Here is a 12,511-nt window from a genome sequence, read left to right as displayed (position 1 = left end):
GGCTGTCATACTGCAAGCGACGTCACGACGTCAAAGCGACCACCCCAGACCGGACCGACATGAGCGACGCGCCAGCACCTTCCCCCACACCACCTACGCCGCGCCGCCGCCGGTTGCGCCGTGCCGGGCTGGTTTCGCTGGCCGCGATGCTGCTGCTGGTGATCGGCGGCGCGGGCGGCATCATCTACTTCACCGGGCGGCCAATTACCGCGCCCGGCTGGGTGCAACAGCGGATCGAAGCGCGGATTGCGCAGGCCCTGCCGCTGGCGCGGGTGACCTTTGGCAGTATGGAATTTGTTGTCGACGAAGGATGGCGCCCGCGCGTGCGCCTGCGCGATGTCGCCGTGATTACGGCGGAGGGTGACGAAATTGTCACCTTCAACGAATTCAAGGCGTCGCTGTCCATGCAGGCGCTGCTGGATCGACGGGTGCAGCCGCGCGACATCTACCTGTCGGGGGTCGTGGCAACCCTGCGGCGCGGCCAGAACGGGCGGGTGGCGCTTAGCGCGGGGGGCGGTCTGACCTCGCCCCGGCGCGAGGCGGCAACCCTGCCGCAGTTGATCGGCGAATTTGATCAGGTGCTGGCCGCCCCCGCGCTGAGCGCGCTGCACAGTATTGAGGTCCGCGCACTCACCCTGCGCTACGAAGACATGCGGTCGGGCTTGGCCTGGACGGGGGACGGCGGGCGCATGCGGCTGTCGCGTGACGGTGATGCGCTGGCGATTTCGGCGGATCTTGCGGTGCTCAGCGGTGGCAGCGGCGTGGCGACACTGGCTGCGAACTACACCAGTCAGGTGGGCGGCACGGCGGCGGATTTCGGCGTGACCTTCGACGGGATCGCGGCGCGTGACATCGCGGCCCAAGGCCCGGCCTTTGCCTGGCTCGACGTGGTGCGGGCGCAGATTTCGGGCGCGGTGCGCAGCGGTATCCGGTCTGACGGCACCTTTGCACCGCTGAACGCCACGCTTCAGATCGGGGCAGGGGCCGTGCAGCCCAATGCCCGCACCAAACCGATCCCCTTTGACGGCGCGCGCTGCTACTTCAGTTATGATCCGGCAGAGCAAGTGCTGCGTTTTGACGATGTCACGCTCAACAGCAAATGGGTGTCCGGCCAATTGTCCGGCGCGGCAGAGCTGGGCGCGGTGGCGGGCGGTATCCCCGGCACGCTGGTGGCGCAGTTCACCCTGCGCGATCTGCGTGCCAATCCCGGCGGCGTCTATGCCGAACCCATTGTACTGGATGAGGCCGACATCGACCTGCAACTGCAACTCAACCCGTTCCGGCTGACGGTGGGGCGGTTGCAGATCAGCGATCAGGGCAAGACCCTGCGCGTCAACGGCGCGCTTGAAGCGGCACCACGGGGCTGGCGCTTGTCGTTGGACGGGCGCATGGATGCGCTCGACCCAGAGCGCCTGCTGACGCTCTGGCCCGAGGGGGTCAAACCCAAGACCCGCAAGTGGCTGGACGAAAACCTGATCAAGGGCGCCGCCAGCAACATTGATCTCGCCCTGCGCACGGCCCCCGGCACCGCGCCGCAGACCTATGTCGCCTTTGACTATGACGAGGCCGAGGTGCGTTTCATGAAAACCATGCCAAATATCAGCGGCGCACGCGGTCACATGAGCTTGGCCGACAACCGTCTCGTCGTGACGTTGGACGGTGGCCAGGTGGTCGCACCACAGGGCGGGGCGGTGACATTGCAGGGGTCGTCCTTCATCATCCCCGATGTTCGGGTCAAAGATGGCGCGCCGTCGGTGGTCCGCCTCAGCACCCGGTCCACGCTTACCGCGGCCCTATCTCTGCTCAACCAGCCGCCGATGCAGGTGATGGACAAGGTTGGCCTGCCCGTGACACTGGCCAATGGCGAGGCGGTGCTAACCGGGACGCTGGCGGTGCCGCTCAAGAAAGGCGGCAAACCGACGGATGTGACCTATCATGTGAACGGTGATCTGCTGTCGCTGTCCAGTGACATGCTTATCAAGGGTCGCAAATTGCGCGCGCCGCATCTGACGATCGAGGCGAACAACACGAACGTCAGTATCGGCGGGCCGGGGCAGATTGACGGCGTGGCCTTTAATGGCCGCTGGTCACAGCCCATCGGCACAGGGTCGACCAAGAGCAGCCTGAAAGGGCAAATAACGCTTGACCCAGCCACAATGGATGCCTTTGGCATTACCCTGCCGCCCGGCACGCTCAGCGGCAGCGGGCAGGCCGAGATCGCACTTGATTTTGAACGCGGCGCCGCTCCGCGCTTTGCACTTGAGTCAAACCTGAGGGGCGTCGGCCTGTCCGTACCACAGCTGTCCTGGGCCAAGCCTCGCAGTGCTGATGGGCTGTTGCGACTGGCCGGGCGGCTGGGGGATACGCCCCAGGTCGACGCCATCCAGATCGAAGGCGCGGGCCTGCGCGCGGCGGGGTCGGTGGCACTGCACCCCGGTGGCGCGCTGGACCGGCTGCGCATTGACAGGCTGCGGCTGGGCAACTGGCTCGATATCCCGGTTGATCTGATCGGACGCGGTGCGGGCAAACCGGTGCAGGTGGTGCTGCGCGGTGGCACGCTTGATCTGCGCCGTGCCGAATTTGGTACGTCCAAGGGCAATAGACCTCCCGGCCCGCCGATGCAGGTCGCGCTGGACCGATTGCAGATCACAGACACGGTGGCCTTGACCGGGATGCGGGGGCAATTTGACACGTCCAAAGGTATGGACGGCACATTCGAGGCACGACTGAACGGCGGCACGCCGGTTCAGGGCCGGGTGCAGCCACAGAGCGGACGCAGCGCGGTGCGGCTGATCTCCAAAGACGCGGGCGGCGTGCTCAGCTCTGCCGGGCTGCTGAAACAAGTGGTGGGCGGTGATCTGTCGCTGACCTTGCTGCCCGTGGGCTCTGGCGGGGCGTTTGACGGGCGTCTGACGGTCGGCGACGTGCGGATTAAGGACGCGCCGGGCATTGCCGCGTTGCTGAATGCAGTGTCGGTGGTCGGGCTGGTGAACGAACTGAATGGCGACGGCATCTATTTTGACGACGTCGAAGCCGAATTTCGCTTGACCCCCAACCGCCTGACCCTGACCAAGGCCAGCGCCGTTGGCGCGTCGATGGGCCTGTCGATGGACGGGCTTTATGCGCTCGACAGTGGCTTGGTCGACATGCAGGGCGTGATTTCGCCGGTCTATCTGCTGAATGGCATTGGCGCCGTGTTGACGCGCAAGGGCGAGGGGTTGATCGGGTTCAACTACCGTCTGACCGGCCCGGCAAAATCACCCAGCGTGTCGGTTAATCCGCTGTCGGCTCTGACGCCGGGAATGTTCCGCGATATCTTTCGCGCGCCGCCGCCCGATCTGCCTGTGGTCGAAGGGCAGGGGCAATCCACCCTGCCACCCGCACCCGAGGCGCGCGATAAACCGGTTGTCCAGCGCAACGAGGGACGCTAAGCGCCCCCTCACAGCCTGACGAATGATGACGGCCAGAGCAAAGGTGCGGCACGATGAAACTGTCCGATTTCGATTTTGACCTGCCCGAGGCGTTGATCGCCACGCGGCCCGCCAGCCCCCGGTCCTCGGCACGGCTGCTGGTTGCGGATGGCCCGACGCTGCACGACCGTCATGTGACCGATCTGACCAAATGGCTGCGCCCCGGCGACCGACTGGTGCTGAATGATACCCGCGTGATCCCCGCGCGCCTGTCCGGCCTGCGCCACCGCGCCTCGGCCCAAGGCGCCGTGCAGGCCCGGATCGAAGTAACACTGCTTGAGCCGCGCGGCGATGGCACCTGGGCTGCGTTGATCAAACCTCTGCGCAAGCTCAAAATCGGCGAAGAGGTGATCTTCTCCGACGATCTGCGCGCCACTCTGGACGCGGTTGACGACGGGCAGGGGCATCTGCGCTTTAACTGCACGGGCGATGATTTTGACGCCGCTTTGAATGCCGCCGGGGCCATGCCTCTGCCGCCCTATATCGCCGCCCGCCGCGCGGCGGATGCCCGCGACATGACCGATTATCAGACCGTTTTCGCCCGCAACGCCGGTGCCGTCGCGGCGCCCACCGCATCGCTGCATTTTGACGAAGCTTTGCTTGCGGCCCTGGCAGCCAAAGGCGTCGGATTTAGCCACGTCACCCTACACGTGGGCGCGGGCACCTTCCTGCCGGTCAAGGTCGATGACATCACCCAGCACAAGATGCACGCCGAGTGGGGGCAGGTCAGCGCGCAGGCCGCGGATGAAATCACCGCCACCCGCGCCGCCGGGGGCCGAGTGATCCCCGTTGGCACCACCGCCCTGCGCCTAATCGAAACTGCGGCACGCGGGGGGCAGATCAAGGCATGGGAAGGCGACACTGATATCTTCATCACGCCGGGTTTTACATTCAACGTCACTGATGGGCTGATGACCAACTTCCACCTGCCGAAATCGACGTTGATGATGCTGGTCTCGGCCCTGATGGGCGTGCAGGCGGTCAAGGACATCTATGCCCATGCCATTGCGGCGCAATATCGCTTCTTTTCCTACGGCGATTCGTCGCTGTTGCTGCCAGAGGCGCAAAAACCCGCTTGAATGTCGCCCCCGAGGGTGACTAGGGCTGCCGCAGGGTTCAGGGAGGTCGGGCATGAATAAGGGAACGGCCAGATGATTCAGGTACTCTCCGGCGCATGGGCGCTTTTGCTGGGCATGTGCCTGCTGATGGTCGGCAACGGCATGCAGGGCACGCTGCTGGGTATCCGTGGTGGTATCGAAGGGTTTTCGACCTTTCAGATGTCCATCGTCATGTCCGCCTATTTCGTCGGTTTTCTGGGCGGGTCGCGCATGGCCCCCGGCATGATCCGCCGGGTGGGGCATGTGCGCGTTTTTGCCGCCCTTGCCTCGCTGATCTCGGCAGTGATGATCCTTTATCCCACCTTTCCCAATACCATCGTCTGGTCCCTGGGCCGGGTGCTGATCGGCTTTTGCTTTTCCGCCGTTTACGTCACCGCCGAAAGCTGGCTGAACAACGCCGCTACCAACGAAAATCGCGGCCAGGCGCTGTCGCTTTACATGATCGTGCAGACACTGGGCATCGTGGTGGCGCAGGCGTTGCTGCTGACGGCAGACCCATCGGGTTTTGTTCTTTTTGTCATCCCCTCGGTGCTGGTCAGCATCGCGGTCACGCCCATTCTGCTGTCGATCAGCCCCACGCCGGCCTTCGACACGACCAAACCGATGAGCCTGCGCGCCCTCATGGAATTTTCCCCGCTGGGGTGTGTTGGTATGTTCCTGCTCGGCGGAGTCTTCTCGGCGCAGTTTGGCATGGCCTCGGTTTACGGCGCCGAAGCGGGGCTAACTGTTGCTCAAATCTCACTTTTTGTCGCAATGTTCTTTGTAGGTTCCGTGATCTTGCAATATCCCATCGGCTGGGTGTCTGACCGGATGGACCGCCGCAACCTGATTGTGATCACCGCATTGATCGGCGCATGTGGGTCCATTTTGGGCATGTGGATGGGGCATGTCTTTCCAATCCTGCTGGGGTCGGCCTTTGTGGTGGGGGGCATGTCCAACCCGCTTTATTCGTTGCTGATTGCGCACACCAATGACTTTCTTGAACACGAAGACATGGCTGCGGCGTCGGGAGGAATGATATTTATCAACGGCTTAGGGGCGATTCTGGGGCCGATCATTACCGGGTGGATGATGGGTACAAAACTGGGGCCGGGCGGATTTTACCTGTTCACCGCGGTGCTTTTTGTGGTGCTGGCCTTCTACGCCACCTACCGCAAGACCCAGCGTGCCGCAGTGCCTGTGGAAGAGACCGGCAACTACGTGCCAATCTACCCCGCCGCCACCCGCGTGGCCGTTGAAATTGCACAGGAATACGCCATTGAGGCCGAACAGGATGCGATAGAAGAGGCGGAAAACGGCCCTGATAGCGTTAACTATGTCGCAGTTGATACAAAACGTGAGTAGGCTTTTGGGTTAAGACAATCTTAACCTGAAGAACAATCGCCAAGCACGGCAAAGGAGTGTGCAGGATGATAGGCCCGGAAGAGATATTGAGTTTCTGGTTGGACGAGGTTGGCCCAAAGGGCTGGTACGAAGCGTCGGATGCATTGGATGACAAGATCCGCGCGCGTTTTCTGGAAAGCTGGGAAGATGCCCGCGCCGGTAAGTTCGCGCTCTGGCTGACCTATCCCACCGGGTCTCTGGCCTATATTATCCTGACCGATCAACTCTCGCGTAACATGTTCCGCGGTGACGCCCGGTCATTCGCCACCGACCGCGCCGCCCTTGCCGCCGCAAAATCCGCCATCGACAAAGGGTGGGACATGCGCATCGACGAACCGGCCCGCCAGTTCTTTTATATGCCGCTGATGCATTCGGAAAACCTGTGCGATCAGGACCGTTGTGTGCGCCTGATCTGCGAACGTATGCCCGAAACCCGCGAAAACAACATGCTGCACGCCCGCGCGCACCGCGAGGTTATCCGCCAGTTCGGGCGTTTTCCCTATCGCAACGAGGCCCTCTCGCGCAGCTTTACCGCGCCTGAAACGGCATATCTCGCCAAAGGCGGTTACGGCGAGACGGTGCGTGAATTGCAGGCCGCCAAGAAAGCAGCCTAGGCGCAGTCCTGACCATACGATTCTCGCTGTTGTCGTGGCTGCAAATGTAGTTTAATGGTAAACTATATTTGCAATCCTACAAACGTGAGGTCCTGCCATGGCTGCCAAAACCTTTGATCTGATCGTGATCGGCGCGGGGCCGGGCGGCTATGTCGCGGCGATCCGCGCCGCGCAACTGGGCCTGAGCGTGGCCGTCGTCGAACGTGAGAACCTTGGTGGGATCTGCCTGAACTGGGGCTGTATCCCGACCAAGGCCTTGCTGCGCTCTGCCGAAGTGTTCCACATGATGCACCGCGCCAAGGAATTCGGACTCGCCGCCGACAAGATTGCCTATGATCTGGATGCCATCGTCAAACGGTCGCGCGGGGTGGCCAAGCAGATGGAAGGCGGGGTGAAGCACCTTCTTAAGAAAAACAAGGTCGAGGTTATCATGGGCACGGCCAAGATAACCGCGAAAGGCAAGGTCAGCGTCCAAACTGACAAGGGTACTGACGCGCTTGAGGCCAAGAGCATCGTCGTGGCCACCGGCGCGCGCGCGCGCGAATTGCCGGGGCTTGAGGCTGACGGCAAACGTGTCTGGACATACCGCCACGCCTTGCAACCGCCGCATGATCCAAAGAAACTTCTGGTCATCGGATCGGGCGCCATCGGCATCGAATTTGCCAGCTTTTATAATACGCTGGGCGCGGACACGACGGTTGTCGAAGTCATGGACCGCGTGCTGCCGGTCGAAGACGAAGACATCTCGAAATTCGCAAAAAAGCAGTTTGAAAAGCAAGGCATGAAGATCATGCAAAAGGCGATGGTCAAGAAGCTGGACCGCGCCGAGGGCAAGGTAACCGCCCATATCGAGATCGACGGCAAGATCGAGAAGCACGATTTTGACACCGTGATTTCCGCCGTGGGTATCGTCGGCAATGTCGAAGGCCTGGGCCTGGAAGACCTGGGTGTAAAAATCGACCGCACCCATGTGGTCACCGATGAATACTGCCGCACTGCTGTGGATGGCGTCTTTGCCATTGGCGACATCGCCGGCGCGCCCTGGCTGGCACATAAGGCCAGCCACGAGGGCGTGATGGTCGCCGAACTGATCGCGGGCAAACACCCGCATCCCGTCAAACCCGAAAGCATCGCAGGCTGTACCTATTGCCATCCACAGGTCGCCAGCGTGGGCCTGACCGAGGCCAAGGCAAAAGAGCAGGGCTATGACATCAAGGTCGGGCGCTTCCCCTTTATTGGCAACGGCAAAGCGGTCGCTTTGGGCGAGGCCGAGGGGATGGTGAAAACCATCTTTGACGCGAAAACCGGCGAACTGCTGGGCGCGCATATGGTTGGCGCAGAAGTGACCGAACTGATCCAAGGTTACGTGGTGGGACGCCAGTTGGAAACCACCGAAGAAGACCTGATGAACACCGTTTTCCCACATCCGACACTCAGCGAGATGATGCATGAATCGGTGCTCGACGCCTACGGGCGGGCCATTCACATCTAGCTTATTGCCCGCATCGGCACCAAACACGCAATCCTCCTGCCGCATCGGCAGGGGGATTTTTTATGTCACACCCGTTTTTGCGACGCGGACTCGCTTGGCTCAGGGTCACTTAAAAGCGGCGAATACGTGGTGGCGAAAAGCCTCGGACGTATTGGGATTTGCCCGCCCGGTGGCATTGCCCGCTTTGTCATCGCGCCGCTCTGCGCAGTGAACTGCCGCCATAGCCCCGCTTGTGCAGCGCTACCGAACCTGCCTATCTGGGCCCGTTGCCACAGTGAGTTGCCCCGCCCATGACCCACCAAACGCCCTATCCCCTAATCTTAGCCCTCTGGGGCGCGGGCCTTGGGGCGGCGGCACAATATGGCAAGGTCAGCGTGATCTTTGATTTGCTGCCGGGAATATATCCGCAGGCGGGCGCCGGAAACGGTTTTATCGTGTCGCTGGTCGGGTTTGTCGGTATCATATTTGGTGTTGTGGCCGGACTGCTGGTTGCGCGGATACGCTATCGCCGCGCCTTGCTGGCTGCCCTATGGCTCGGCGCGGCGGTGTCGGCCTTTCAGGCGTTCACACCACCGCTGGGCTGGATGCTGGCCAGCCGTGTGGCCGAAGGGCTGTCGCATCTGGCCATCGTCGTTGCCGCACCCACACTGATCGCTCAACTTAGCGCGCCCAAGGATCGTGGCTTTACGCTCACGCTTTGGGGCACCTTCTTTGGCGTGGCATTCGCCGTGCTTACCTGGGGCGGGCGGCCTTTGGCGCTGTCAGTTGGTCTTCCGGCGCTATTCGCGGCCCACGCCGCTTACATGGCCTTTTTCGCGCTCTACCTGTCGGCCCGTCTGCGCGCACTGCCGAACGAAGGGCCGCAGCCGTCCTTGTCGCTGCTCCGCATCCTACGCGACCACGTCACCATCTACCGCTCGCCCCATATCGCTGCCCCGGCGGCTGGCTGGCTGTTCTACACCTTCAGTTTCGTGTCGATCCTGACCGTTCTGCCGCCCTATCTGGATGAAGAATGGCGTGGCATGATCATGGGGACGATGCCACTGATGAGTATTGCCGTGTCCATGACCGTCGGCGTGGCGCTGCTGCGTGTCATACCCGCGGTGCAGGTGGTGCAGACCGGGTTTGCGCTGTCATTGCTTTGCATGATCTGGCTGTGGCTTTCTCCGGGCGATGCACTGGCGTGTCTCAGCCTTGCCGGGGCTATGGGGCTGATCCAGGGCGCCAGTTTTGCTGCCGTGCCACAGCTCAACCCCGGCGCTGCCACACAGGCACAGGCCAACGGGGCGATGGCGCAGATGGGCAACCTTGGCAATACTCTGGGCACTCCGGTGATGGCCGCCGGGCTCGTCGGGCTGGGTTACGGCGCGCTGCCACTCTTTGCCGGGCTCGCCTTTGCCGCCGCGCTGGTGCTGCACATCTACCTGGCGGTTTTACGCGGGCGGCATGACGTTCCCCTTTAGTTCTCATTTTTCCATTGGAGAATCCTACAACAGCACCTATGTACAACTCGTTAATGGGGGCATGTGATGGCTGAGCAGAAGAATATCGAAGTCCGCGGCGCGCGCGAACATAACCTGAAAAACATCGACGTGGATATTCCGCGCGACCAACTGGTTGTTATCACCGGTCTTTCCGGCTCGGGTAAATCCTCGCTCGCCTTTGACACGATATATGCCGAAGGGCAGCGGCGCTATGTCGAATCGCTAAGCGCCTATGCGCGCCAGTTCCTTGACATGATGCAGAAACCGGATGTCGATCACATTTCCGGCCTCAGCCCTGCCATTTCCATCGAACAAAAGACCACCTCGAAAAACCCGCGCTCGACCGTCGGCACCGTGACCGAGATTTACGATTATATGCGCCTGCTCTTTGCGCGCGTCGGCACGCCCTACAGCCCCGCCACCGGCAAACCGATCGAGGCCCAGCAGGTACAGGATATGGTCGACAGGATCATGACGATGGAGGAGGGCACCCGTGCCTATCTGCTTGCCCCGATCGTCCGCGACCGCAAAGGCGAATACCGCAAGGAATTCGTTGAATTGCGCAAGCAGGGTTTCCAGCGCGTCAAGGTAAACGGCGAGTTTCACGATCTCGACGAGCCGCCGACGCTGGACAAGAAGTTTCGCCACGATATCGACGTTGTGGTCGACCGGATTGTGGTGCGCGAGGGTCTGGAAACCCGGCTCGCCGACAGCCTGCGCACCGCCCTGGATCTGGCCGATGGTATTGCCATCCTTGAAACCGCCGTGACCGACGGCGAGCCGGATCGCTATACCTTCAGCGAAAAATTTGCCTGCCCGGTGAGCGGCTTTACCATACCTGAAATCGAACCGCGGCTGTTTTCCTTTAACGCACCGTTTGGCGCCTGTCCGTCCTGTGATGGTCTGGGCAAGGAGCTGTTCTTTGACGAACGTCTTGTGGTGCCCGATCAGAACTTGAAGATCTATGACGGCGCGTTGGCACCCTGGCGCAAGGGCAAGTCTCCCTACTTTAAGCAAACGATAGAAGCTATTGCAAAGCATTACAAATTTGACCAAAAAACCAAGTGGAAAGACCTGCCCGAGAAGGTGCAGCAGGTGTTTCTGCGCGGCTCTGGTAAGGAAGAGATCAAGTTTCGCTATGACGAGGGTGGCCGCGTTTACGAGGTCAGCCGTGTCTTTGAAGGCGTGATCCCAAACATGGAGCGCCGCTATCGCGAGACCGACAGCAACTGGATTCGCGAAGAATTTGAACGCTATCAGAATAACCGGCCCTGCGGCACCTGCGGGGGCTATCGCCTGCGGCCCGAAGCCCTCGCGGTTAAGATCGGTCCAGCGGATGGCAAGCCTGAAATGCGCCTGCACGCGGGCCAGGTGGTGCAGATGTCGATCCGCGAGGCCTATGCCTGGTGCGAGACGGTGCCAAACAGCCTTACCGCTCAGAAAAACGAGATCGCCCGCGCCATTCTCAAGGAAATTCGTGAACGTCTTGGGTTTCTGAATAATGTGGGATTAGAATACCTTACGCTGGCACGTTCAAGTGGTACATTAAGTGGCGGCGAAAGCCAGCGCATCCGTCTGGCGAGCCAGATCGGCTCGGGCCTGACGGGCGTTCTCTATGTGCTCGATGAGCCTTCGATTGGGTTGCATCAGCGCGACAACGACCGCTTGCTTGATACGCTGAAAAACCTGCGCGATCAGGGCAACACGGTGATTGTCGTAGAACATGACGAAGAGGCGATCCGCGAGGCGGATTACGTCTTTGACATCGGTCCCGGCGCCGGTGTGCATGGCGGCCAGGTTGTCAGCCACGGCACACCTGATCAGGTTGCAGCGGACCCGAATTCGGTCACCGGTCAATATCTGACCGGCGCGCGCAAAATCGCGGTGCCCGCGACGCGGCGCAAGGGTAACAAGAAGAAGGTTCAGGTGGTCAAAGCGACCGGCAATAACTTGCAAAATGTCACCGTGGATTTCCCATTGGCAAAATTTGTTTGTGTGACGGGTGTTTCGGGCGGCGGTAAATCCACCCTGACGATCGAGACCCTGTTCAAAACTGCCTCGATGAACCTTAACGGCGCACGCCAAACGCCGGCCCCCTGCGAAACGATCAAGGGACTTGAACACCTCGACAAGGTCATCGACATCGACCAACGCCCTATCGGCCGCACCCCACGGTCAAACCCTGCGACCTATACGGGGGCCTTTACCCCAATCCGTGATTGGTTTGCGGGTCTGCCCGAATCCAAAGCGCGGGGATACAAGCCAGGACGCTTTTCCTTCAACGTCAAAGGTGGGCGTTGCGAGGCTTGTCAGGGCGACGGGGTGATCAAGATCGAGATGCACTTCCTTCCCGATGTCTATGTCGAATGCGAGACATGCAAAGGCGCGCGCTACAACCGCGAAACGTTGGAAGTTCGCTTTAAGGGCAAGAGCATAGCAGACGTTCTTGACATGACGGTTGAGGACGCTCAGTCGTTTTTCACCGCCGTTCCGTCGATCCGTGAAAAGATGGATGCGCTGATGCGCGTCGGGCTTGGCTATATCAAGGTGGGCCAGCAGGCGACCACGCTGTCGGGCGGTGAAGCGCAGCGCGTGAAACTCAGCAAGGAACTTAGCAAACGCTCGACCGGGCGTACGCTTTATATTCTTGATGAACCGACCACCGGCTTGCATTTCGAAGACGTGCGCAAATTGCTCGAGGTGCTGCATGAACTGGTTGATCAGGGCAATTCGGTGGTGGTGATCGAACACAACCTCGACGTGGTCAAGACCGCCGATTACATCATCGACATCGGACCCGAAGGTGGCGACGGTGGTGGTCGGGTCGTGGCCACAGGCACGCCCGAAGAAGTGGCCGAGGTCGCCGAAAGCTATACGGGTAAGTATCTCAAACCCATGCTGACGAACCGCACCAAGGTGGCAGCCGAATAACCGCCGTCTAGAACGTACC

7 protein-coding genes are annotated in these 12,511 nt (G+C 61.1%); all 7 read left to right on the top strand.

Annotation, left to right across the window (positions count from 1 at the left end; genetic code table 11):
* Positions 1 to 59: 59 nt before the first annotated feature.
* The 7 genes from AC1965_RS10165 to uvrA all read left to right on the top strand — a co-directional run bounded on the left by AC1965_RS10165 (position 60) and on the right by uvrA (position 12,492).
* The gene (locus tag AC1965_RS10165; RefSeq protein WP_483883757.1) at positions 60 to 3,431 is read left to right on the top strand and encodes a YhdP family protein; all 3,372 of its coding nucleotides are present in this window, start codon (positions 60 to 62) and stop codon (positions 3,429 to 3,431) included.
* Between the two features lie 53 nt (positions 3,432 to 3,484).
* A complete protein-coding gene (gene queA, locus AC1965_RS10160) occupies positions 3,485 to 4,549 on the top strand; it encodes a tRNA preQ1(34) S-adenosylmethionine ribosyltransferase-isomerase QueA (RefSeq protein ID WP_483883756.1) in 1,065 nt (354 codons plus the stop codon).
* 72 nt (positions 4,550 to 4,621) lie between these two features.
* On the top strand, positions 4,622 to 5,932 hold the full coding sequence (locus AC1965_RS10155) for an MFS transporter (RefSeq protein ID WP_483883755.1): 1,311 nt from the start codon (positions 4,622 to 4,624) through the stop codon (positions 5,930 to 5,932).
* Between the two features lie 65 nt (positions 5,933 to 5,997).
* Complete coding sequence (locus AC1965_RS10150; RefSeq protein WP_483883754.1) at positions 5,998 to 6,585, top strand: DUF924 family protein; 588 nt, start codon at positions 5,998 to 6,000, stop codon at positions 6,583 to 6,585.
* 97 nt (positions 6,586 to 6,682) lie between these two features.
* On the top strand, positions 6,683 to 8,077 hold the full coding sequence (lpdA, locus tag AC1965_RS10145) for a dihydrolipoyl dehydrogenase (protein ID WP_483883753.1): 1,395 nt from the start codon (positions 6,683 to 6,685) through the stop codon (positions 8,075 to 8,077).
* 290 nt (positions 8,078 to 8,367) lie between these two features.
* Positions 8,368 to 9,540: an MFS transporter gene (locus tag AC1965_RS10140; RefSeq protein WP_483883752.1), complete on the top strand. Its 1,173-nt coding sequence runs from the start codon at positions 8,368 to 8,370 to the stop codon at positions 9,538 to 9,540.
* Between the two features lie 66 nt (positions 9,541 to 9,606).
* Complete coding sequence (gene uvrA, locus AC1965_RS10135; RefSeq protein ID WP_483883751.1) at positions 9,607 to 12,492, top strand: excinuclease ABC subunit UvrA; 2,886 nt, start codon at positions 9,607 to 9,609, stop codon at positions 12,490 to 12,492.
* Positions 12,493 to 12,511: the final 19 nt, after the last annotated feature.

It is taken from the genome of Sulfitobacter sp. KMM 9851, from assembly GCF_057178245.1.
This window is presented reverse-complemented; position numbering and strand designations above follow the sequence as displayed.

Excerpts from the sequence above, each read along its gene's own strand:
- AC1965_RS10165 (WP_483883757.1), top strand. The coding sequence starts at position 60 with ATGAGCGACGCGCCAGCACCTTCCCCCACACCACCTACGCCGCGCCGC.
- queA (WP_483883756.1), top strand. The coding sequence starts at position 3,485 with ATGAAACTGTCCGATTTCGATTTTGACCTGCCCGAGGCGTTGATCGCC.
- AC1965_RS10155 (WP_483883755.1), top strand. The coding sequence starts at position 4,622 with ATGATTCAGGTACTCTCCGGCGCATGGGCGCTTTTGCTGGGCATGTGC.
- AC1965_RS10150 (WP_483883754.1), top strand. The coding sequence starts at position 5,998 with ATGATAGGCCCGGAAGAGATATTGAGTTTCTGGTTGGACGAGGTTGGC.
- lpdA (WP_483883753.1), top strand. The coding sequence starts at position 6,683 with ATGGCTGCCAAAACCTTTGATCTGATCGTGATCGGCGCGGGGCCGGGC.
- AC1965_RS10140 (WP_483883752.1), top strand. The coding sequence starts at position 8,368 with ATGACCCACCAAACGCCCTATCCCCTAATCTTAGCCCTCTGGGGCGCG.
- uvrA (WP_483883751.1), top strand. The coding sequence starts at position 9,607 with ATGGCTGAGCAGAAGAATATCGAAGTCCGCGGCGCGCGCGAACATAAC.